At 75.6% G+C, this 23,101-nt stretch carries 16 protein-coding genes; 10 read left to right on the top strand and 6 right to left on the bottom strand.

Annotated features, from left to right (window positions below):
• The first annotated feature begins 5 nt into the window (after positions 1–5).
• Positions 6–2,510, top strand: coding sequence for a YfhO family protein (locus tag AC07FJ_RS18085; RefSeq protein WP_479050015.1), 2,505 nt, complete (start codon positions 6–8; stop codon positions 2,508–2,510).
• Between the two features lie 10 nt (positions 2,511–2,520).
• Complete coding sequence (locus tag AC07FJ_RS18080) at positions 2,521–3,333, top strand: class I SAM-dependent methyltransferase (RefSeq protein WP_479050013.1); 813 nt, start codon at positions 2,521–2,523, stop codon at positions 3,331–3,333.
• Between the two features lie 33 nt (positions 3,334–3,366).
• Here AC07FJ_RS18080 and AC07FJ_RS18075 read toward each other — a convergent pair whose 3' ends face one another.
• The 3 genes from AC07FJ_RS18075 to AC07FJ_RS18065 all read right to left on the bottom strand — a co-directional run bounded on the left by AC07FJ_RS18075 (position 3,367) and on the right by AC07FJ_RS18065 (position 7,632).
• Positions 3,367–4,899, bottom strand: coding sequence for a protein kinase domain-containing protein (locus AC07FJ_RS18075; RefSeq protein ID WP_479050011.1), 1,533 nt, complete (start codon positions 4,897–4,899; stop codon positions 3,367–3,369).
• On the bottom strand, positions 4,896–5,489 hold the full coding sequence (locus AC07FJ_RS18070) for a hypothetical protein (protein WP_479050009.1): 594 nt from the start codon (positions 5,487–5,489) through the stop codon (positions 4,896–4,898). The genes AC07FJ_RS18075 and AC07FJ_RS18070 overlap by 4 nt, the downstream gene beginning before the upstream one ends.
• Before the next feature lie 130 nt (positions 5,490–5,619).
• Positions 5,620–7,632 carry an N-6 DNA methylase gene (locus AC07FJ_RS18065; protein WP_479050201.1) on the bottom strand — a complete coding sequence of 671 codons (2,013 nt, stop codon included), beginning with the start codon at positions 7,630–7,632 and terminating at the stop codon, positions 5,620–5,622.
• 303 nt (positions 7,633–7,935) lie between these two features.
• Between AC07FJ_RS18065 and AC07FJ_RS18060 the strand changes: the two genes are divergently transcribed.
• Entirely contained in the window at positions 7,936–8,673 is a 738-nt protein-coding gene (locus AC07FJ_RS18060) for a hypothetical protein (RefSeq protein WP_361418255.1), read from the top strand.
• 322 nt (positions 8,674–8,995) lie between these two features.
• Here the strand turns inward: AC07FJ_RS18060 and AC07FJ_RS18055 are convergent, their stop codons facing one another.
• Positions 8,996–12,442 (bottom strand): hypothetical protein, encoded by a 3,447-nt coding sequence (locus AC07FJ_RS18055; protein ID WP_479050007.1) that lies wholly within the window; start codon positions 12,440–12,442, stop codon positions 8,996–8,998.
• A gap of 71 nt (positions 12,443–12,513) precedes the next feature.
• Positions 12,514–13,278, bottom strand: a complete 765-nt coding sequence (locus AC07FJ_RS18050; RefSeq protein ID WP_479050005.1) for an HNH endonuclease family protein — start codon at positions 13,276–13,278, stop codon at positions 12,514–12,516.
• A gap of 183 nt (positions 13,279–13,461) precedes the next feature.
• On the opposite strand from AC07FJ_RS18050, the gene AC07FJ_RS18045 reads away from it, so the two are divergent.
• On the top strand, positions 13,462–13,755 hold the full coding sequence (locus tag AC07FJ_RS18045) for a hypothetical protein (RefSeq protein WP_479050003.1): 294 nt from the start codon (positions 13,462–13,464) through the stop codon (positions 13,753–13,755).
• Positions 13,756–13,889: 134 nt separating this feature from the next.
• On the top strand, positions 13,890–14,363 hold the full coding sequence (locus AC07FJ_RS18040; RefSeq protein ID WP_479050001.1) for a carboxymuconolactone decarboxylase family protein: 474 nt from the start codon (positions 13,890–13,892) through the stop codon (positions 14,361–14,363).
• An 82-nt stretch (positions 14,364–14,445) separates the two neighbouring features.
• On the opposite strand, the gene mfd is transcribed toward AC07FJ_RS18040, so the two are convergent.
• Positions 14,446–17,976: a transcription-repair coupling factor gene (gene mfd, locus AC07FJ_RS18035; protein WP_479050000.1), complete on the bottom strand. Its 3,531-nt coding sequence runs from the start codon at positions 17,974–17,976 to the stop codon at positions 14,446–14,448.
• A gap of 243 nt (positions 17,977–18,219) precedes the next feature.
• Here mfd and AC07FJ_RS18030 point away from each other — a divergent pair, with 243 nt between their 5' ends.
• The 5 genes from AC07FJ_RS18030 (at position 18,220) to AC07FJ_RS18010 (ending at position 22,863) form a co-directional block, all read left to right on the top strand.
• Complete coding sequence (locus tag AC07FJ_RS18030) at positions 18,220–18,723, top strand: SigE family RNA polymerase sigma factor (protein ID WP_468289154.1); 504 nt, start codon at positions 18,220–18,222, stop codon at positions 18,721–18,723.
• The gene (locus tag AC07FJ_RS18025; RefSeq protein ID WP_479049997.1) at positions 18,716–19,126 is read left to right on the top strand and encodes a hypothetical protein; all 411 of its coding nucleotides are present in this window, start codon (positions 18,716–18,718) and stop codon (positions 19,124–19,126) included. Before AC07FJ_RS18030 ends, AC07FJ_RS18025 begins: the two co-directional genes overlap by 8 nt.
• Positions 19,127–19,150: 24 nt before the next feature.
• The gene (locus AC07FJ_RS18020; protein WP_479049996.1) at positions 19,151–20,605 is read left to right on the top strand and encodes a DUF2079 domain-containing protein; all 1,455 of its coding nucleotides are present in this window, start codon (positions 19,151–19,153) and stop codon (positions 20,603–20,605) included.
• A gap of 72 nt (positions 20,606–20,677) precedes the next feature.
• The gene (locus AC07FJ_RS18015) at positions 20,678–22,189 is read left to right on the top strand and encodes an MFS transporter (protein ID WP_479050200.1); all 1,512 of its coding nucleotides are present in this window, start codon (positions 20,678–20,680) and stop codon (positions 22,187–22,189) included.
• A 32-nt stretch (positions 22,190–22,221) separates the two neighbouring features.
• Positions 22,222–22,863 carry a hypothetical protein gene (locus AC07FJ_RS18010; RefSeq protein ID WP_479049994.1) on the top strand — a complete coding sequence of 214 codons (642 nt, stop codon included), beginning with the start codon at positions 22,222–22,224 and terminating at the stop codon, positions 22,861–22,863.
• Positions 22,864–23,101 lie beyond the last annotated feature (238 nt).

Genomic DNA, 23,101 nt, shown 5'->3' with positions numbered 1-23,101 from the left:
CCATCATGCAGAAAGACGCCTTCCGGGCGCGTGCGCTCCCCGGTGTGTTCGCCGGTGCGCTCCCCGCTGTGTTCGCCGGCGTGTTCGCGGGGCTGCTCACCGCGCTCGCGGTCTGCGCCGGTGACGCCGCCGCCCGTACCTTCCCCTTCGGGCCGCGTACGCGCGCGGTCAACGACCTCGGCAACCAGTTCGTGCCGTTCCACGCCCACCTGTGGGACCTGCTGCACGGGCGGACGGACGGCGGGCTGCTGCTGAACTGGGCGTCGGGATACGGCACCGCCCTCCTGCCGGACCTCGGCACGTATCTGTCGAGCCCCTTCGCCCCGCTCGTCGCGCTCTTCCCGCGCGACGAGATCGACCTCGCGGTGTACGTGATCACGGTCCTGAAGACGGCGGTCGCCGCGGGCGCCATGGCCGTCCTGCTGCTCGCGCTGCGCGCCACCGGCCCCTGGTGGGGAGCGGGCGTGCTCGGCGCGTCGTACGGGCTGTGCGGCTGGGCCGTCGTCGAGGCGTCGTACAACCCCATGTGGCTGGACGGGCTGATCGGCTTCCCGCTGCTGTGCCTGGTGGGCGAGTGGGTCCGCACGGGACGGCGCCCGCTGCTCGGGCCGCTGGTGGTGGCGCTGGTCTGGGTGGCCAACTTCTACACCGCGTACATGGCCACGCTCGGCGCCGCGCTGGTGCTGCTGGCACGGGGGCTGGGCGGGTGGCGCGCCCTCGGCCGGGCCGCCGGGACCGTGCTGCTGGGGGTCGGGCTGGCGGCGCCCGTGCTGGTGCCGGTGTTCCTGGGGTCGCGGCACGCGTACCCGGGGTGGACGCGCGAGTTCCGGGCGGCCGGGTGGGCGGAGGTGGCGGCGCGGGCGCTCCCGGCGACGTACGGCTTCTTCACCCCGGCGCTCTTCGTCGGGACGGGCGCGCTGCTGCTCGCCGCGGCGCTCCCCTTCCACCGCGCGGTGCCGGTGCGGGAGCGGTGGGTGTTCTCCGGCCTGGTGGCGGGGGTCCTGCTGTCGCTGCAGTGGGAGCCTACGCACCTGGTGTGGCACGTGTTCGCCACGCCCAACGGCAGCCCGTACCGCCAGACCTTCGTGCTCGCCGGAGTGGTGGTCATCGCGGCGTGGACGGCCGTGTCGTACGGCTGGCCCGGGCGGCGGGCGCTGCTCGGCGGGACGCTGGTGCTGGGCGTGGTGGCGGCGGCCTCGGTGTCCGGGACCTCCGCGACGCGGTGGTCGTACGCGCTGTTCGCGGGTGGGCTGGCGGCCTCGGTGGGCGCGCTCGCGCTGGTGCGCCGCCGGCCGTCCGGCGGCGCGGTGGCCGGGGCCGTACTGCTGGCGGGCGCGCTGGCCGTGCAGGCGGCGGCCACCACGGCGTACGCCGACCGGGAGCGGCCGGCCCGGCTGGACGACTACCCGGCGTGGGGCGCGGAGCACGCGGCGCGGGCGGCGGCGGTGTCCGGGGCGGACGGGTGGCCGCGGTACCGCACCGACCCGGGGCGGCCGCAGCTGACCGGGAACGACCCGCTGCTGGTCGGCGGGCAGGGCGCCGCGTACTACAGCAGCCACACGCCCGCCGTGCTGACGCGCACGCTGGCGGCGCTCGGCGGCGGCTGGACGTCGAACGGGCGGAACGTGCAGTCCCTGGACAACCCGGTGACGGACGCGCTGTTCGCGGTGGGCGCGCGGGTACGGGGGCCGGACACCGTACGGCGGGACGGAGGCGCGCTGCCGCTGGTGACGGTCCGGCCCCGGAGTGCGGAACTCCGGTACGGCGACTCGGCGTTCCACAACCAGGAACTGCTGCTCGGGTCACGCGTCTACGACCTCCCCGCGGACGGCGCGTGCCCGGTCGGCAGCGAGGTCTTCGTGTGGGCACCCGACTTCACGGGGACGGCGCGGCTCGGCGCCGCGGCCGGCCCGCCCGTGAGCCCGCCCGTGGAGCTGCGCGGCGGCCTGCCCAAGCGGCGCGCGGCGATGGCGCCGCTCGGTACGCAGCGCACGGCGGGCGCGCGGGTGGTGCTGGAGGGCCGCGGCTCCGTGCCGCCCTCCGGCAGCGTCGGATGCCTGGACCGGGCGCGGCTCACGGCGGCCGTCGCGCGGCTGCGGGCGACCGCGGCGGTGGCGGTCGACGTCACGCCCGACGGCGTGCGCGCGGAGCTGCCGCCGGGCAGCCGGACCGCCGGCACGGCGGTCCTGGCGGCACCGCGCATCGCGGGCTGGCGGTGCGGGGGCCGCCCGGCGGACGCGTACCTGGGGCTCGTCGCCGTACCGGTGACGGCGGGTCAGACGTCGGTGAGCTGTACCTTCCGGCCGCCGGGGCTGCGGGCGGGGACGGCGGCCGGCGCGGCGGCGGTGATGGTGTGGGCGGGCTGGGCGGCCTGGACGTGCCGGGGGGCCTGGACGAGCCGGGCGGTCGTACGGCTGCGGCGGCGACGGTACGGGCGGCCCACTGGGCGCCACCAAGACTTCACCGGAGCGGCACCGTCCCGTGGCCCGCGCGCGGGCGGTGCGGCGTAGCTTGCGGCGCATGCCCTCTCTACTGAGCAACCGGCTGGCGAAGCGGGTGCTGAAGCCCGCGTTCGCCCTGGTCGAGCAGCGCCTGGAGCGCGCCACGACCGCGCTCCAGTCCGACCTGGACGCCCTGCACCACGAGGTGGCGGACCTGCGGCGGCAGAGCTACGGGCTCGGGCTGCTGCTCGACCGGGCCGGGCGGGACGGCGACCGGATGCCGACCGCCACCCAGGTCGACACGCTGGTGCGCGAGGTCGCCGCCGTCACCGGGGAGCGCGGCGAGCGCGTGCGGCACGACATCACCGTCGCGTACCGCCACCTGGTCGCGCTGGAGGCACTCGGGGCCGGCGGACTCGGCGGGTCTCTGTCCGACGTGTGCGGACGGCTCGCGACCGTGCCGCTCCTCGCGCCGCCGAACGGCGAGGTCCTGGAACTCGGCACGCGGCACGGCCTGTTCGCGGCGGCGCTGCGGCGCATGCTCCAGCGCGGCGGCCTCGACGCGCGGCTGACGGTCGTCGTCGACCCGCTGGACGGCCCGCCCGCCCGCGAGGACGTCGTACGCGGCAACCTGGCGCTCGGCGGCGCGCATCCGGCCGGCGACACGGCACGCCTGGTGCGGGGCTCCCTCGCCGAGGCGGCCGTACGGGACGAGGTCGGCGACCGGCGCTACGGCGTGATCGTCGTCAACGGCGACGGGCACGACGTGGCGGCGGCGCGGGAACTCGCCGCGCCGGGCGCGGTGGTGGTCCTCGGCGACCAGCCGCGACCCGCGGGCCTCACGGGCCTGGGGCGGGTGGCGGAATCGGTGTACTGCCGGGCGGAGGCGTAAATCGTCTGCTTGACGACGTCGTCGTCGCACCCGCTAGAAGGTGCGTATCTGCTGCTGGCGTTCCAGCCCGCGCCGCAGCTCCGCCGCCTGCGGGTGGTACGGCCCGTAGACCCGCTCGGTGTCGTACAGCAGGCTCTGCAGCTGCTGGTACGCGGCCGAGTGGTCGCCCATCGCCAGCAACAGGTGGCCGATGCGGTGGCGCAGGTCGAAGGCGCGGCCGGGGTCGGGGGCGCCGGTCGTCCGGGTGCCGTTCTCGTAGTACGGGAGGAGCGCGCGGTACTCGGCGAGGGCGGCCGCCGTCTCGCCGAGCTGCTCCAGGCAGAGCGCCGCGTCGTACCGGAACTGGAGCGTCTGCGGGTCGCCCGGGCCGGCCTCGGCCGCCCGGTCGTCCGCGAGGCGCCGCAGCTCGGGCAGGGCGCGGCGGTACTGGCCGTCGTCCATCAGGGTCGTCGCGTACTGCTTGCGCAGGATGCGGACGACCGGGGAGTGCTCGCCGTGCTCGGCGGCGGCGGCCGGGAGGATGCCGCCGAGGATGTCCACGGCCTGGGTGATGCTCCCCTCGCCGAGCAGCCGCTTGACCTCGTCCACGGCTGCGGCGACGTCGGGCCGCGCGGCGGCGGGCGGCACCGGCGGGCGCGCCGGCGGCGGGGGCGCGGCGGCACGGTCCGGCCAGGGCGCGTACGGGCGCAGGAAGGGGCGCGTCGGGTCGAGGGGCCCGGCCGGGGTGCCGCGCACGGGCAGCAGCGGCGCGAGGGCCTCGTACACCTCCTGCGCTCCGGACGGCCGGTGCTGCGGGTCCTTGGCGAGCAGCCGCAGCACCAGGGCCTCCAGGGCCTCCGGTATCTCGGGGCGCAGGCGGCGCACGGGCAGCGGCGGCTCGTAGAGGTGGCGGTGGAGGACGCCGAGGGCGGTGGAGCCGGCGAAGGGCACGTTGCCGCTGAGGAGTTCGTGGAGGAGGACGCCGAGGGCGTACAGATCGGTGTACGGGCCGACGGCGCCGCCCATGGCCTGCTCGGGCGCCATGTAGGCGGGGCTCCCGACGGGCGAGCCCGTGTGGGTGAGGCGGGTGGTGTCGGTGTCGATGACGGAGGCGACGCCGAGGTCGAGGACGGTGAGGGTGCCGTCCGGTTTCACCATCACGTTGCGGGGCTTGAGGTCGCGGTGGACGATCGGCACGGCGTGCACGGCGGCGAGCACGGCGCACAGCTGCGCGGCGACGGCGACGGCCCACTGCCAGGGGTAGGGGTCGTGCTCGGCGAGGTGGTCGGCGAGGTCGGCGCCCTCGACGTACTGCATGACGAGGTACAGGTCGTCGCCGTCGCTGCCCGCGTCGTGGACGGTGACCAGGCCGGGGTGGGAGACCTGGGCGGTGACGCGGCACTCGCGCACGAAGCGGCGGCGCATCTCCTCGGCGGCGGTGGCGGCGGCCATGTGGTCGGGGCGCAGCAGCTTGACGGCGACGCGGCGGTCGAGGCGGCCGTCGTAGGCCGTCCAGACCTGGCCCATGCCGCCCTGGCCGATGACGGTGGACAGCTCGTACCGGTCGGCGATGATCCGTCCGCTCACCGGCGCTCGCCCCCGCCGGGCCCGGGGTCCTGGCGGAGCAGCTGGCTGAGCTCGTCGAGCTCGGCGCGGACCTGGTCGATGCGGGGCGGCGGCTGGGACTGCGACTGCTGAGGCTGCTGGGGCTGGGGCTGGGGTTGCGCGGGGGGTGTGGGCAGCGGGGGCTGCGTGGGCGGCGGGCCGTATCCGTACGGCTGCGGCTGCTGGTGGGGCAGCGGGCCGTAGGGGGGCGTGTGCGGTACGGGTGGCCCGGCGTGGCCCGGCGTCGGCGGCAGCACGGCGGCCCGCTGCCGGTGGTGGATGTCGACGATCAGGTAGTACACGACGACGCCGACCATCTGCAGCAGCAGCCCGGCCATGCCGACGTTCGAGATCCAGTGGTCCGCGAAGTGCTGCTCCAAGGTCACCAGACAGCCGATGTTCAGCGCCAGTTGGCACCAGAACAGCGTCCAGTCGCGGCCCGTACGGCGCACGATCGCGATCCGGAGCATGGCCACCCAGGCGAGCATGCCCAGGGTCAGCACGATCAGCATGCAGATGATCACGCGCACGGCGATCACGCCCGCCGTCACGGCGGGACGCGGTGGCGTCATGGGCGCGTGCCCGTGCATACGTCGCTCCAGGGGGTGCGGATCAGAGGAACTCGAGCGTATACACCGACACCGACAGCCGCCCCAGGGTTGTACGAAACGGCCGACCAGCTGATCACTCGGCCCGCTCAGCTCACTCGGGAAGCACCGTGCCGTCCGCCAGGCCGTCGTACAGGCCCTGCACCAGCTGCTCGCCGAGCCGTCCCGCGAGGCGCAGCGCGTCCTCGAACTCCGCGAGGGCGCGGAAGCGTTCGCCGTAGCGGTGCTGCTCGGCCAGGGGCAGCCGGGGCAGCCGGAGGCGCCGTACGTCGAGCCGGGTGGCGGTGGACGCGTAGCTGCTGGCACGGCGGTTGTTGGCGGTGCCGCGCAGGAAGCCGGCGAGGAACCAGGGGTCCAGGGCGGTGCGGTCGGGCCGCAGCAGCTGGAGGTTGCGGCCGAGCGCGGCGCCGGCCGTGGCGGCGTCGACGACGCGCGCGACGGAGCCGCCGCCGAGGACGGGGACGACGACGTCGCCCTCCTCGGTGAGCACCGGTTCTTCCGGGGGACCGTCGGGGAGGGTGCCGGAGGGGGCCGTGCCGGCGAGCACGTCGTGCTCGGTGAGGACCGCGACGGGGTGCCCGGAGGGGGCCGTGCCGGCGCCGCCGGCGCGCAGCTGGAGGGCTCCGGCGCGGGCGAGTTCGCCGACCGTGGTGAGGGGCCGGGCGGCGGCACCCCCGGCGGGCGCGGCGGGCGGCGGCGTGAGCTCCATGGTGCGGCGCAGGGTGGCCCCGAGGCGGTCGCGTACGGCTTCGAGGCCGGCCGCCGAGCCGCCGGGGGCGGGGACGGGCAGGTGGCGGGCGGGGGCGAGGTCGACGTCGTCGTCGAGGAGTTCGATGACCGGTACGGAGCGGCTCACGCCCGGGACGCCGGGGTGGTCCCCGCGGCCGCGCCAGGCCTCGAGCACCGCCGACTGGAGCGCGGGCCAGGGCAGTTTGTCGCGGCCGCCGTCCGGGACGAGCCCGGTCGTGTCGACGAACAGCAGCTCCGGGGCCGGTCGCTGGTCCGCGCCGGGCCGGCACAGCACCCACAGGTGCAGCGGGATGCCGTACGGGGGCGCGGCCCCGGCGGGCAGGGCGATCACGGCACGCAGGGCGCCGCGGCGCAGCAGGTCGGCGCGGATGCGGCGGCCGGAGCGGCGGGAGGCCACGGCCGGGGGCATCAGGAGGACGGCGGTGCCGCCGTCGCGGAGACGGGCGAGGGCGTGCTGGACCCAGGCCAGTTCGGACTCCGTACGGGCCGGGAAGCCGTACTCCCAGCGGGGGTCGTAGGCGAGCTCGTCGTGGCCCCAGTCGCGTTCGTTGAACGGCGGGTGGCAGACGACGGCGTCGGCGGCGAGGCCGGGGAAGGCGTCGCGGCGCAGGGTGTCGGCGGCGGCCGTGCGGATCTCGGCCGACGTGTGCAGGGCGAGGCGCAGCGCGGTGAGCGCGGCGAGGTCGGGGTCGGCGTCCTGGGCGTGGAGGGTGCCGGCCCGGTCGACGGCGCGGTCGACGGCGCGCAGGAGCCCGCCGGTGCCGCAGGCCGGGTCGAGCACGGTCCGCGGGGAGGGGCCGGCGAGGGCGGCCATCAGCTCGGCGAGGCCGGGCGGGGTGAGCGTGTACTGGCGGGGGTTGGCGTCCAGGTGCCGTCCGAGCAGGAACTCGAACGCCTGGCGCGCCCCGCCGAGCTGGGCGGCGAGTTCGGCGCCGCCGCGCAGCAGCGGCAGGGAGGGGGCGAGGTCGGCCGCCGTGGGGGTGCGTACGGAGCGGGGAGTGCCGAAGCGGGCGGTGAGCACCTCTTCCAGGGCGGTCGGCAGGGCGTCGGCGAGGCGGTCGTCGGGGAGTGCGGACCGCTCCAGCCACCCGGTGGGCCGCTCGTGTACGAGGAGCAGGGCGCAGCCCGCGTGGACGAGGGCGGTGAGGGGCCCGGCGGGGTGGGCGGTGAGCTGCTGCCAGACGCGCTCGCGCAGCGGTACCTCGGCGAGCTTGCCCTGGTCGCGCAGCCATCGCTCGACGTCGGCGAGGGCGAAGGAGGGGCTGGTCTCGGTGCCGCCGACGGGCTTGGGGAAGTCGGCGTGGCGCCTGCGCCAGTTGCTGACGGCGGCGCGGCCCACCCCCGCGAGCCGGGCGATACCGGCGGCGGTGACCTCCGGCGCGGCTGCTGCGGCAGTCGCGGCCGCCGCACTCGACGCGGCGGCTGTCGCGTGTGCCGCTGCCGGCGCGCCCCCTGTGCCTGCTGTGCGTTCCTGCGGCACGTGTCCGTCTCCCCTCGTCCGCGCTCTCACCGCGCTGAAGGAACGAGCATACCGAGCCAACGGTTCACAGTGTGAGTCGATCCGATTTTCGTGAACCGTGTTGACTCGGTTCACAGGCTCTGCTGTGATTGACCCATCGAACAACGGAGCAACTCCAGCGCCCGGGAAGGTGCCACAGCCATGTCTCAGTCCATGTACGCCCCGCAGCAGCCCCAGCAGCCGCAGCACGGCCGGCCGGAGAAGAAGCGCGGCTGGTTCGCCCGCCACAAGGTCCTCACCGGCCTGGGCGCGGTCGTCGTGGTCGTCGCGATCGCCTCCGCGGTCGGCTCGGGCGGTGACGACTCGTCCCCCAAGGCGGCGTCGGGCGACACCAAGGGCAAGCAGGAGCAGCAGGCCAAGCCGGAGGAGGCGAAGAAGGCGCCCTCGATCGCGGGCGACGGCGACCACGAGGTCGGCAAGGACGTCCAGCCCGGCCTGTACCGCACGAGCGGCAACGACGACGGCCTCTGCTACTGGGAGCGCGCGAAGGACTCCACCGGCGAGACCGACTCCATCCTCGCCAACGACAACGTCACGGGCACGAGCTACGTGCTCCTGAAGGCGAGCGACAAGATCTTCAAGTCCTCCGGCTGCAAGGACTGGGAGGCCGTCGACGAGAAGGCCGCCGGGACACCCAAGGCGGAGGCGAAGGGCGACGGCGGCATGTACAAGGTGGGCGCGGACCTCGCGCCCGGCACGTACAAGTCCACCGGCAACGAGGACGACATGTGCTACTGGGAGCGCGCGAAGGACGCCTCCCACAGCTCGGACGCGATCCTCGCGAACGACAACGTCTCCGGCACGGCCATCGTGAAGATCACCGCGAGCGACGCGTACTTCAAGACGACCGGCTGCAAGGACTGGGTCAAGACGGGCTGACGCCTCCCCCTGCGGGGAGCACCGCTCCCGGCACCGGCCCCAGGAGCCTCCCTCCAGGGGTCTCCCGCCCAGAAGCCCCGGCCCCAGGTGCCTCGCCCGGGGCACCTCGCCCCCAGGCGCCCCCTCCCGGAAACCTCTCCGCCGGCCTCACCCCGGGCGCCTCACCCCCCAGGCACCCTCACCTCCGGGGCGCCTCACCCCTAGGCACGCCCGGGCGCCTTACCGCCAGGCGCCTCAGCCCCCGGGCGCCTCACCCCCTGGCCCCCGGACACCCCTGGGCACCTCCGGGCACCGCCACCCAGGCGCCTCGCCCCCGCCGGCCTCACTCCCGCTCCACCGTGACCGTCAGCGCCGCGTCCCGTACGTCCGCCACCGGGTGGCGGCGCAGCGCGCGCAGGGCGGCCCGCCAGGGTGCGGGCCAGCCGAGGCGGACGCCGAGGGTGTGGACCAGGTCGACGGCCAGCAGTCCGGCACCCGGGTCGCCCGCCGCCGCGCACCCCTCGGCGGCGGCCAGCAGCGGCGCCGGGTCCTGCGCCCGGTGCATGACCGCGACCCGCGAGCCCAGCCGGCCGGCGATCCGGGCGGCGAGCACCGGCCTGCCGTCGACGGCGTCGGCGACGGCCCGCAGCCGGGCCGTCAGCTCCGACGGCTCCGCGTCGAGGTCCACGAGGCTCACGAGGAGCTGGGCCCGGGCGGCCGCGAGGGACGGCTCGGCGGCCAGCTGCGCGGCGACCGCCTCCACCACAAGGCGGGCGCCGGCCGCCTGGCCCCGGTCCGCGGGGAGGTTGTCCACCAGGGACAGCAGCCGCTGCCGGGCCGGCAGGTCGCGGTCCTCCAGCGCCTCGTACTCCCCGGCCGCGACGGACGCCAGCAGCCGGGTCACCGTGTCGTGGAGCAGGCTCCCGGGCGCCGCGCCGCCCAGCGGGTGCGGCAGACCGGAGACGGCGAGCGTCGCGACGGCCTGCGCGGCGGTGCGCCACGGGCGCTGCCAACCGTCCTCCCCGATGCGCTCCTCCAGGTCCGTGACCGTGCCGGTCAGGACGGCCGCCTCCTCGGGTGCGTCCCCGGCCCAGCGCGGCAGTCTCTCCAGCGCGGCCACCGCGGCACCGCGGTGCGCGGACCGGCACACCTGGCCCACCAGCCGCGCGTACCGGGCCCGGTGGGCGGCCGGCACGGCCTCGTACTCCGCGCCCACCAGCGCCCGCAGCACCTGCTCGGCGCCGGCGCGCGCGGCCTCCGTGAGGACCGCCCACGCCTCCTCGCGCCCGAGGAGTCCGGTGCTGGCGGCGACCACGGCCGCCTGGACGTCCGGGTGGGCGCCGGGCGCGCGGTACGCGGCCGCCAGCAGCGCGGCGGCGCGGTGCGGCGGCAGGTGGCGGGCCGCGAGCCGGACGGCCTCCTTGCGGCTGGTCACCTTCACGCCGTCGCTCGCGGTCAGCAACGCCCGCAGGCGGCCGTCCAGTTCGGAGGGCGCGGCATAGCGGGCGGCGCGCCCCGCCGCGTACACGGCGACCCGGGCGCGGTCGCCTCCGGCGTGCGCCAGCAGCAGCGGCAGGGCGAGCTGTGGCTGCTCGGTCCACACCAGCGCGCCGAGAGCGGCCTCGACGAGCACCACCTCGGCCGGCCCGTCGCCCTCCTCCCCCTCCTCCCCCTGCGCGTACCGCAGCGCGAGCGCCCGCCCGTGCACCGGCAGCGCGGCCGACGCCCGGAGCACCGCGGCCCGCTCGTGGAGCGGCAGGGTCGCGTCCGCGACGGCCTCGGCGGCCAGCCGGGCCGCCGCCGCCTGCTGGCGGGGCAGCCACCGGTGGGCGTACCCGAAGAGGGGCAGGGGGCGGCGGGTGCCGGGCTTGAGGAACCGCCCGTACGGCGGGGTCCGGCCGATCACGGTGTCGAGGAGGTCGGTGCGGCGGGCCGCCAGCACGTGGTGCACGGACGGCAGGGCGGCCGCCGACGGTTCGAGGGCGAGGATCCGCTCGGCCCGCTCGTCGCGGGTCGCGGCGGGTTCGAGCCACAGCCGCGCCGCGGTCTCGAAGGCGCTGTCGTCGCCGGACGCCAGGGCGTCCTGCAGCATCCGCTGGAGGGTCTCCATCCGGTGGGCGCGCGGCCCGAGCGCCTGGACCAGCGCGAGGAGCGGGCGGTGGTCGCCCTTGTGCGCGGCGGCTTCCAGCCAGGGCCGCAGGGCTTCGAAGAGCCGCTGTTCCTGGCCGCGCGGCAGGCCGCGGTGGAGGGCGCCGAGGTCTCCGACGCCCACGTGCCCGGCGATCCGCTCCAGCGCGGACAGGGCCCAGTCGCGCAGCGCCGCGTCGCCGTCCGGCACGTGGGCGCGCAGCACCGCGAGGGCGAGGCGGCGCAGCGCGCCCCGGGTGCGCGGGGAGCCGTCGCGCGCCTCCAGCGCGTCACGCACGATCTGGTCGAGGGCGCCCACGCACTCGGCCGTGAACAACTCGGCCCGTACGCCGGCGAGCGCTTCGAGCGCCGCCGCACGCACCGGGTCCTGTTCGTTGCGGAGCCGTGTGCTCATCAGGTCCAGCAGGTCGCGTACGTCGGCGGTGTCGCCGGACGCGTCCACGTTGGCGGCCAGCAGCGGCCAGACCACGGCCCGTTCGGTCGCGTCGGGCCGCCGCAGCGCCTCCAGCAGTTCGGGGCGGGCCTCGGCGACCGGGCAGAGGGCGAGCGTCTCCAGGATCTCGGTCCAGTACCACCCCTCCTCGCGGCCCTTGCGCACCCAGTGGCGGGCCTCCGCCCACCGCCGTTCGCGCGGCAGCACGGCGAGCACCGCGTCCGCGATGGTGGCCCTGCCGTCCGTGCCCTCCATCGCCGTGTCGAGGAGGTCACCGCGGCGCCCCGGCGCCACCGCCTTGAGCAGCGCGGCGAACTGCTCCGTGCGGCGCACCCAGTGGCGGGCGAGCGCGGGCAGGGAGGGCGGGTCGGCGCGCGCGATCCGCCGCAGCACCGAAGCAGACAGCAGCGGCTCGTAGCGCTGCGCCGGGCGTTCCGGCGAGATCAGCCACCGGACGACGCGCTCGGCGTCGGCATCCGCCAGTACGCCCAGCTTGTCCCGCAGCGGCGCCGGCAGGACGCCGGGCCCGTACGCCTCCAGCAGCGCGAGCACCCGCAGCGGCCGGGCGGGCGCGGCGGCCGCGACCCCGCGCGCGTGCGCCTGCCACCAGGCCGCGCGCAGAGGGAGCGGCTGCACGGCGAGTTCGCGTGCGGCATGGTCGAGCACGGCGTCGGGGTGACGGCGGCCGAGCTGTGTCCACGACTCGACGGCGTACGCGAGCGCGGGCAGCGTCCGCGCCACGAACGGCGCCGAGCACACGGACAGCAGCCGCGCGGCCTCCGCGTCCCCCCACTGCTCGCGCAGCCGCTCCACCAGGCGCTCGGCGAGCGCCGTGCGCCGCCCCCGCTGTACGACGCGGGTGAGGGCGCGCCGGACGTCCTCCGACGCGTCGTCGTACGCCGCCTCGATCACGGCGTCCGGCAGCGGGAAGGTACGGGCGGCGCGCAGCGCGTACCCGCGCACCACCTCGTCGGGGTCGGTCAGCCGCTCCGCGAGGAAGCCGTCCTGCCGCCCGGCCAACGCGGCCAGCGCCGCGAGCCGCCGCCCGTACGGCCCCTCGTCGCCGCCGAGGCCGTCCCACTCCGCCAGCACCTCGGGCAGTCCCCCGTCCCGCGCCAGATCACGGGCCGCGTGGCCGAGGTGCCGCAACCGCCGTGCGTGCGGGAGGGATTCGAGGTCGGCGAGCAGGCGTGCGGCGGTACGAGACATGGGGGTGATTGTGTCCTGAAACGGCCACCGCGCCGCACTGATTATCGGACCACCGGCGTCTGGACGGGCGTTCAGCCCTCGCCGCACTGCCGCAGCATCGCCTCCTTGTCCGCCGCGGTCACCGGGAGCGCGTACTTGACGGCCACCTGCGAGAAGCGCACGGCGTAGGCGCACCGGATCCCCTTGTCCGGCGGCAGCCAGGACGCCGGACCGGAGTCGCCCTTCGCCGAGTTGGCGCGCCCCTCGACCGGGAGGAGGTTCAGCGGGTCGTTCGCGAGCTGTTCGCGCTTGCTCTCCGGCCAGCGGGAGGCGCCCATCTGCCAGCTGTACGACAGCGGCACCACGTGGTCTATCTGCACCTCGGCCGCGTCCTGCTTGCGCCACTCGATGGTCCGGCCGGTGTACGGGTCCGCCAGCGTCATCGCCATGACCACACAGTCGGACCCGTCGCGGAACCGCAGTCGCCGCCCGTCGCGCCGCAGCAGGTCGTTGCGGGTGTCGCAGCCGTTGCGGGCCAGCGGTACGCCGTCGGCCGTGTCCATCCAGGCGTAACCGAACTCGTCGCGGTCGTACCCGGTCTTCGGCCCGCGCCCCTTCACCGCCACGCGCTCCAGGAGCCGCCGGGCCTCGGCGCGCTCGCCCTCGGAGGTGAGGGGCGCGAGGCCCGGCTTCGTACCGTCGGGGTTGTCGAGCGGCCGGACGGCGCTCGACGAAGAGCCCGGCGGCCCTGACGCACCGTCGTCCGCGCCGCCGCCCGCACCGGGACCGCACCCGGCGGCGAACGTCGCGGCACCGGCCAGCAACACGGCGGGCAGAACCCTTCGGGACGTACGCATGCCCGAATCGTAGGGGCTGGGCGGGAACCGGGCCCCGGCGCTCCACCTTTCCGGTCCCGAGGGCCCGTCAGCCCCAGGAGCGGGACACCCCCGGCGGGCGGCCCTCCTCACCGGCGCGCGTCCATCCCCCACGTGACGCCACCTCGGCCCCGTCGTTGGCCAGGCATGATCACACGCCAGTCCTTGACAGCGCTGTCTCTCACCGCCGCGGCCGTGGGAGCGGGAATCGCCACGGCCTCCCCCGCGGCCGCCGGAGGCATCGGGGACTTCCTCAGTCCTGCCTTCGGCACGCTGTGCAGCAATCACGGCAGCCCCCAGCCCGCCGGTGCGACGGCCGGGGAAACCGGCATCCTGGGCGGCAATCTGGCAGGCCTGCCCGTCGGCAGCCCCTTCAACCACTGCGGCGGCGCCGACATCGACCTCCCTGAGGCCGACCCATGCGGTGTGTACGCCTGCGGTCCATGGGGCAGCGGCTGACGGCGTGGCCCTCCGGCCGGACCCGCCAGCCTCTCGTGACACACGTCACACGCGCCCGGCCCGTCGGCATGTCACATCCGGGCCGGGCCGTCCCGTCCTTGCCGTGTAACCGTCACCACGGCAAGGAGAACACCATGGACGCCCGCCTCAACCTCTTCAGCAGCCCCCTCGCGCCCCAGCTCATGAAGTACCTCGGCGCGGCGGGCAAGGTCATCGCGGACTCGGCCCTGCCGGCCGCGACGCAGGAGCTGGTGAAGATCCGGGCCAGCCAGATCAACGGCTGCGGCTTCTGCCTCGACATGCACACCAAGGAGGCCGCCCACGCCGGGGAGACCGCCCTGCGCCTGAACATGGTCGCGGCCTGGCGGGAGGCCACCGTCTTCACCGACGCCGAGCGCGCCGCGCTGGAGCTCGTCGAGCAGGGCACGCGCATCGCGGACGCGGCCGGCGGCGTCACGGACGAGGCGTGGGCGAACGCCGCCCAGCACTACGACGAGGAGCAGCTCGCCGCGCTGGTGTCCTTGATCGCCCTCATCAACGCCTACAACCGCCTGAACGTGATCGCCCGGCAGCCGGCCGGCGACTACGTGGTGGGCCAGTTCGGCTGACCCGCCACGCGTCACCCCGCCGCGAAGCGGCCACGGCCCACCCGGCCGCGCGGGCCCACGAGCCCCACGAGCCCCACGGGCCCTACGACCCCAGGATCGTCGTCAGGAACTCCCCCGTCCACGCCAGCAGTTCGCGGCCCACCACCGGCTTGCCGCCGATCTTGCCGGTGGTCGGGCGGGGGACCAGGATCTGGTGCGTCTGCGGCTTGATCACCGTGCGCGGGTACAGGCGCTTGAGGCGCAGCTCCTGCGACTCGCGCAACTCCACCGGCCCGAAGCGGATGTTCGGGCCCTGCAGGACGATCTCGCCGACGCCGCAGGCGCGGGCCAGCATGCGCAGGCCCGCCACCAGCAGCAGGTTCTCGACGGGCTCCGGGAGCTTGCCGTAACGGTCGGTGAGCTCCTCGCGGACCGCCTTGATGTCCTCCTCCGAGTTCGCCGAGGCGATCGCCCGGTACGCCTGGAGGCGCAGGCGCTCGCCCGGCGCGTAGTCGTGCGGGACGTGCGCGTCGACCGGCAGCTCGATCTTGACCTCCAGCGGCGGCTCCTCCTCCACGCCGCCCTCCAGCGAGGCGCGGTAGTCCGCCACCGCCTCGCCCACCATGCGGACGTACAGGTCGAAGCCGACGCCCGCGATGTGGCCGGACTGCTCGCCGCCCAGCAGGTTGCCCGCGCCGCGGATCTCCAGGTCCTTCATGGCGACGTACATACCGGCGCCCATCTCCGTGTGCTGGGCGATCGTCGCCAGCCGCTCGTGGGCCGTCTCCGTGAGCGGCTTCTCCGGCGGGTAGAGGAAGTACGCGTACCCGCGCTCCCGGCCACGGCCGACGCGGCCGCGCAGCTGGTGCAGCTGCGACAGACCGAAGTTGTCGCCGCGCTCGACGATCAGGGTGTTGGCGTTGGAGATGTCGATGCCCGACTCGACGATGGTCGTGGAGACCAGGACGTCGAACTTCTTCTCCCAGAAGTCCACCACGACCTGTTCCAGGGCCTGCTCCGACATCTGGCCGTGGGCGATGGCGATCCGCGCCTCGGGCACGATGTCCCGCAGCCGGGCCGCCGCCCGGTCGATCGACTCGACGCGGTTGTGGATGTAGAAGACCTGGCCCTCGCGCAGCAGCTCGCGGCGGATCGCCGCGCCGATCTGCTTCTCCTCGTACGGGCCGACGAACGTCAGGACCGGGTGCCGCTCCTCCGGCGGGGTGGTGATCGTCGACATCTCGCGGATGCCGGTCACCGCCATCTCCAGCGTCCGGGGGATGGGGGTCGCGGACATCGTCAGCACGTCGACGTTGGCGCGCAGCTTCTTCAGCTGCTCCTTGTGCTCGACGCCGAAGCGCTGCTCCTCGTCGACGATGACCAGCCCCAGGTCCTTGAACTTCGTCTCGGACGAGAAGAGGCGGTGCGTGCCGATGACGACGTCGACCGAGCCGTCCTTCAGCCCCTCCAGCGTCGCCTTCGCCTCCGCGTCGCTCTGGAACCGGGACAGCGCCCGCACGACGACCGGGAACTGCGAGTACCGCTCGGAGAAGGTCCCGAAGTGCTGCTGCACCAGCAGCGTCGTGGGCACGAGCACGGCGACCTGCTTGCCGTCCTGCACCGCCTTGAACGCGGCGCGCACCGCGATCTCCGTCTTGCCGTAGCCGACGTCGCCGCAGATCAGCCGGTCCATCGGGACCGTCTTCTCCATGTCCTCCTTCACCTCGGCGATGGTGGACAGCTGGTCCGGCGTCTCCGCGTACGGGAAGGCGTCCTCCAGCTCCCGCTGCCAGGGCGTGTCCGGACCGAAGGCGTGGCCCGGCGCCGCCATCCGGGCCGAGTACAGCTTGATCAGGTCGGCGGCGATCTCCTTGACCGCCTTCTTCGCCCGCGCCTTCGTCTTCGTCCAGTCCGCGCCGCCCAGCCGGTGCAGGGTCGGCGCCTCGCCGCCCACGTACTTGGTGACCTGCTCCAGCTGGTCGGTGGGGATGTACAGCCGGTCGCCGGGCTGGCCGCGCTTGGCGGGGGCGTACTCGACCAGCAGGTACTCGCGGGTCGCGCCCTGCACCGTGCGCTGCACCATCTCGATGTAGCGGCCGACGCCGTGCTGCTCGTGGACGATGTAGTCGCCGGTCTCCAGCGTGAGCGGGTCGATCGTCTTGCGGCGTCGCGTCGGCATCCGCTGGCCGTCCTTGCCGGCGGCCTTCTGCCCCGACAGGTCGGTCTCGGTCAGGACGGCGATCTTCAGGCCCGGGTCGACGAAGCCGTACTCGATCGAACCGCACGCCACGTGCACGACGGACGGCGAGATGTCGGTGAGGTCCCCGTCGAGGCGCGCCGCGATGCCCTCGCCGCCCAGCACCTCCACCGTCCGGGCCGCCGGGCCGTGCGCCTCGGTCACGAAGACCGTGCGCCAGCCGTCCGCCAGCCAGCCCTTGGTGTCGGCGAGCGCGCGGGCGGTGTCACCGCGGTACGACTCCGGCGCGTGCATGCCCAGCTTGAGCGTGTCCTCGTCGAGCTCGTCGTCGGCGGCGAACGGCGACACCGACCACCACATCATCCCCAGCTCGCGCGCCCGGTCCCGGACGTCCGCGATCCCCCACAGCGACGCCGCGCCCAGGTCGATCGGCGCCTCGCCGCCCCCGGCCGTGGCCGCCCACGACGCCTGCAGGAACTCCTGCGACGTCGCCACCAGGTCCGCCGCCCGCGTACGCACCCGCTCCGGGTCGCACACCACCGCCATCGAGCCCTTCGGCAACACGTCGAGCAGCAGCTCCATGTCGTCCACGAGGACCGGCGCCAGGGACTCCATGCCCTCCACCGCGATCCCCTCGGCGATCTTGCCGAGCAGCTCGCCGAGCTCCGGGTGCTCCTCGGCCAGCGCCGCCGCACGCGCCTTGACCGACTCCGTCAGCAGCAGCTCCCGGCACGGCGGCGCCCACAGCCCGTGCTCGGCCACCTCCAGGGACCGCTGGTCGGCCACCTTGAAGTAGCGGATCTCCTCGACGTCGTCGCCCCAGAACTCGACCCGCAGCGGATGCTCCTCGGTCGGCGGGAAGACGTCCAGGATCCCGCCGCGCACCGCGAACTCGCCACGCTTCTCCACCAGCTCCACGCGCGCGTACGCCGCCGCCGCGAGCCCCTCGACCACCTCGTTCAGGTCCGCCTGCCGCCCCGTGCGCAGCGACACCGGCTCCAGGTCACCCAACCCCTTGACCTGCGGCTGCAGCACCGACCGCACGGGCGCCACCACCACCGAGACGGGGCCGGCGGCCGGGTCGTCCGCCGACGGGTGCGCCAGGCGCCGCAAGACCGCCAGCCGGCGGCCCACGGTGTCGGAACGCGGCGAGAGCCGCTCGTGCGGCAGCGTCTCCCACGCCGGGTACTCCACGACCGTGTCCGGGTCCAGCAGGCTCCGCAGCGCCGCCGCCAGGTCCTCGGCCTCCCGCCCGGTCGCCGTCACGGCGAGCACCGGCCGCCCCGCGTCCCGGGCCAGCGCGGCCAGCGCGAAGGGGCGTGCGGCGGGCGGGCCGACCAGGTCGACATGGCTCCGGTGACCGTCGGCCGCCGCCTTCACCGCTTCGGCGAGGGCGGGGTCCTTGACGACGGCGTCGAGCAGACCGTGCAGGCTCATGGAGGCTTCCATCCCGAGGTAATGGGGCCCCGACGTGTGGGGCGAGGGGCAACGCGAACCGCCCGACACGTCTCACGGGCCGGGGGTTCCCAGCCTACGACGTCGTCGGCACACCCGCGTTCGAAACAACCCCCGGCCCGTCCCGGACACGTGCCACCCCGATGTCAACCGGAACCGTGTCCCCCTGCGTATACGTCACGAAACCCGTTCCGCCCGATTCCACCCGCGCCGCTGGGAGCCGCATTGACCGAAGAGGAGTTCCACGACCTCTACGCGCACTCCGTCACGCGGCTCGTCGGCCAGCTCTACCTGATGACCGGCGACCTCCACGAGGCCCAGGACGTGGTCCAGGAGGCGTTCGTACGGGCCTGGGGGCGCCGGTCGCGGCTCGTACGCGACGCGGGGCCCGAGGCGTGGATCCGCACCGTGGCGTGGCGGCTCGCCGTCAGCAGGTGGCGACGCGGGCGCCGGGCCGCCGAGGCGTGGCGCCGCCACGGCGCCGGGCTGCGGGACACCGCGCCCGCGCCCGACGCCGGACCGGTCGCCCTGGTGGCGGCGCTGCGCACGCTCTCCGAACGCCAGCGGCGCGTCGCCGTCCTGCACTACGTGTGCGACCTGACCGTGGAGCAGGTCGCCGCCGAGACCGGCATCGCCACCGGGACCGTCAAGACGCACCTGTCCCGGGCCAGGGCCGCCCTCGCGCCCCACCTCACCGAGGCCCTGACAGAGGAGGAGCACGGTGTCTGACCAGCAGCACAGGGACGAAGCCCTCGCCACGGCGCTGAAGCGGGCCGCCGACCGGGGCGCCCGCCGCGCCGTGCCCGCCCCGCCCGCCGAGGTGGTCGCACGGGGACGGCGGCGACGCGGCCGTACGCTGGCCGCCGCGGCGGCGACCGCCGTGTGCGTCCTGGCCGCGACGGGCACCCTCACCGCGCTCGCCCTCCGGCCCGACCCGCCGGCCGCGCCCGCGACACCGCCGTCGCCCGCGCCCTCCCCCTCCCCCTCGTACCCGCCCTCGCCCGCGACCTCGTACCCCTCGTGGCCCTCGACCCCGGCGTCGACCCCGGCCACCACCCCCACGCCCTCCCTCACCCCGACCGCCTTCCCCTCGTCCGTACCGCCACCGCCCCTCGGGTCCCGCAACCCGTAAGTGACCCGAAGGAGTCCCCGACGCATGCGTGGAGTCGCCGTCGCCCCGCACCCCACCGACCGCACCGGACCGATACCGAAGCCGGAGCCGATACCCCGGCCGCCCGCCCCGCGACCCGACCCGGCGGGCGGCCGCACCCCTCACCTCCCCCACCTCCTCGCGCTCGTGCTCTTCGCCGCGTACACCGCGCTCTCCGTCCTGCGCTACCGCCGCATGGAGACCCGCTCCTGGGACCTGGGCATCTTCGAGCAGGCCGTACGCGGCTACGCCCACCTCCAGGCGCCGGTCGCCGACCTCAAGGGCCCGGGCGTCAACGTCCTCGGCGACCACTTCAGCCCCGTCACCGCCCTGCTGGCCCCCGCCTACCGGCTCTTCCCCACCCCGGTCACCCTCCTGGTCGCCCAGGCCGCGCTGTTCGCGCTCGCCGCCGTCCCCGTCACCCGCGCCGCGACCCGCCTGCTCGGCCGGGGCCCCGGTCTCGCCATCGGCACCGCCTACGGGCTGTCGTGGGGCATCCAGCGGGCGGCCGACTTCGACTTCCACGAGATCTGCTTCGCCGTCCCGCTGATCGCCTTCTCCCTGGAGGCGGTCCTCCGGGCCCGGTGGCGGGCCGCCCTGCTGTGGGCGGCACCCCTCGTCCTGGTCAAGGAGGACCTGGGCGCCACCCTCGCGGCCCTCGCGCTCGTCGTCGCCTGGCGGGCCCGGCGCACCGCGCCGCGTACCGCCGCGTACGCGCTCGGGGTCGCGTTCCTCGGCGCCGCCGCCACCCTCCTCACCCTCACCGCCGTCATCCCGGCCTTCAACCCGACCGGCGGCTACGACTACTGGACCAAGCTCGGCGACGGGCCCGGGCCCTTCACCGGCGCCGAGACGAAGCTGCGCACCCTCGCCTGGGTCCTGCTGCCCACCAGCGGCCTGCTCGCCCTGCGCTCCCCGCTCCTCCTGGCCGCCGTCCCCACCCTCGGCTGGCGCTTCCTCTCGGGCGACCCCCACTACTGGTCCACCGCGTGGCACTACAGCGCCGTCCTGATGCCGGTGCTCTTCCTCGCCCTCACCGACGCCGCCGACCTCGCGCGCCGCAGCCCACGCCCGTGGCTGCGTACGTACGCGGACCGGCTGCCCGCGTGCACCGCCGCGGCCGCGCTCGCCCTGACCGCCACGCTGCCCCTGGCGTCGCTCACCGAGGCGCGGACCTACCGCGAACCACCCCGGGCCGTCGCCGCCGAACAGCTGCTGTCCCGGATCCCGGACGGCGCCACCGTGGAGGCGAACGTCGGCCCCATCAGCCGCCTCGCGGGCCGCTGCCGGGTCCTGTGGATCGGTGACCCGCGCAACCCCGCCCCGGAGTGGATCGCCATCGACAACGCCTCCGGCTGGGTCCGCGACCCGCTCGCCTACGCCGAGCGGCTCCACCCCGACGCCCGCTACCACGCGGCGGACACGGCGGCCGGCTTCGTACTCCTCGAACGCCGCGCCTGACCACCGGACGGCTCGCCGGGGCTTCTCCATCCGCGGGGCGGGGTGAGAAGCTGGGCCGACGGATATACATGCATAGGGAAAGGACCCGACTCGGTGACCGACGCGATACCCGACGCCGCGTCCCCGGACACGGGCCCCACCACCCCCGCCCCGCCCGGCACCCGCGGCCGACGCGGCCCGGTCGTCGCCGCGCTCATGCTCGGCATGGCGCTGGCCGCGCTCGACGGCACCGTCATCGCCACCGCCGTACCGCAGATCGTCGGCGACCTCGGCGGCCTCTCCGTCTTCTCCTGGCTCTTCTCCGGCTACCTCCTCGCCGCGACCGTCACCCTCCCCGTCTACGGCAAGCTCTCCGACACCTTCGGCCGCAAGCCCGTCCTCATCGCCGGCATCATCCTCTTCCTCCTCGGCTCCCTCCTCTGCGCCGCCGCCTGGAACATGGCCTCCCTGATCGCGTTCCGCATCGTCCAGGGACTCGGCGGCGGTGCCCTGCAGGGCACCGTGCAGACCATCGCGGCCGACCTCTACCCGCTCAAGGAGCGCCCCAGGATCCAGGCGCGGCTCTCCACCGTCTGGGCGACCTCTGCCGTCGCCGGCCCCGCGGTGGGCGGCCTGCTCGCCGGGTACGCCGACTGGCGCTGGATCTTCCTCGTCAACCTCCCGGTCGGCGCCCTCGCCCTCTGGCTGGTCGCCCGCCACCTGGTGGAGCCCGCCCGTCCGCGGACGACGCCGGTACGCGTCGACTGGCCCGGCGCCCTCGCCGTCTTCGCCACCGGGACGCTCCTGCTCACCGCCCTCGTCCAGGGCGGCGTCGCCTGGCCGTGGCTATCCGCCCCGTCCCTGGCCCTCTTCGCGGGCGCCGCGCTGCTCGCCGCCCTGGCCGTCGTCATCGAACGCCGGGCGGCCGACCCGATCATCCCCGGCTGGGTCTGGCGCCGCCGCACCATCGCGGCCGTGAACCTCGCCCTCGGCGCGCTGGGCCTGCTGATGGTGGCCCCGACCGTCTTCGTCCCCACGTACGCCCAGACCGTCCTGGGTCTCGGCCCCATCGCCGCCGGGTTCGTCCTCTCCGCGATGACCCTGTCCTGGCCCATCACCGCGGCCTTCTCCAACCGCCTCTACACCCGCATCGGCTTCCGCCTCACCGCGGTCACCGGCATCACGCTGGCCATGCTGGTCCTGCTGGCCTTCCCCCTGCTGCCCTACCCCGGCGAGCCGTGGCAGCCCGCCCTGATCATGCTGCTGCTCGGCGGGGCGCTCGGCCTCTTCCAGCTGCCGCTGATCGTGGGCGTCCAGTCCACGGTCCCCTGGTCCGAGCGCGGCACCACGACCGCGTCCGTGCTCTTCTGCCGCCAGGTCGGCCAGAGCCTCGGCGCCGCCCTCTTCGGCGCCCTCGCCAACGCCGTACTCACCGTCCGCCTGCCCTCCGGCGACCTCAACGACCCGGCGACGCTCACGCCCCGGGCGGTGGACGCGGCCGTCGACCACGTCTTCACCGCCGCCGCGGGCGCCGCGCTCCTCGCCCTCCTCGTCCTGCTGATCCTCGCGCCGCGCCGCTTCCCGGTTCTGTCGGCCGACGAGTGAACGCGCCGGGCGCGGACCGCATCTTCTCCGGCATGACGTTGGGGATGCGGTTCGGCATGAAGACGATCGTGGCGGGTCTCGCGGGTGGCGCTGCGGGTGGGGCGGCTTTCGGGGCGGCCACCTCTGTCGTCAACGCGCTCTCCTCCCCGTACATCTGGCTCGGCGTCCCTCTGGCGGGCACCGTCTGGGGCGATGCGGCCAAGGTGCTCAGCCTGCTGATGGACGTCGGCTGGGCCTGGGCCGCCCTCGCGGTGCTGATGGGCCTCGCGGCCGCGAGCCCGGCCCGCGGGGCGGTGACCGGCGCGCTGGCGCTGCTCGCGGCGACGACGACGTACTACCTCACGGACTCCATGGTCCGCGGTGAGCCGCTCACCTGGTACGCGGGCGACCTGGCCCTGTGGTGGACGGCGAGCGTGCTGCTCGGGCCCGCGCTCGGTGCCGTGGGCGCGTCGATCCGGCGCCCTGGGACGGCCGGCCTGCTCGCCGGGCTGACCGTACCGGTCGGGGCGGCCGCCCAGATGCTCCTGCTCCCGCCCCGGCCGGGCCCCGTCCTCACCCCGCAGATCCTGGTGGCCGAGGCCCTCGTCTGGACGGCCGCGGCGACCGGCGCCGCCTGGGCCGTCCACCGCTACGTGACGACCCGGCGCGCGACGTCACCCAGGACGGCGGGGTAGGACGGGCGGCGGGCGTCAGCCCCCGCCGCCCCGCCCCGGCGGACCGGGGGCTCCGCACGGCACCCGCCCGGAGGGCGGTGCGGGCGCGGCACCGTGTGGGCAGGGGCGGCTGGCCCCGTGCCCACCACGGCGGCGCCGGGGCCGCGGGCCCCGCCGCCGGGACCCCGACCCGCCGCGAGCCCCGGGGCCCGTGCCTCCCGCACCCACGCCGCCACGAGGGCCATGAGCCGCGGGCGCG

It is taken from the genome of Streptomyces sp. NPDC045998, from assembly GCF_056430285.1.
This window is presented reverse-complemented; position numbering and strand designations above follow the sequence as displayed.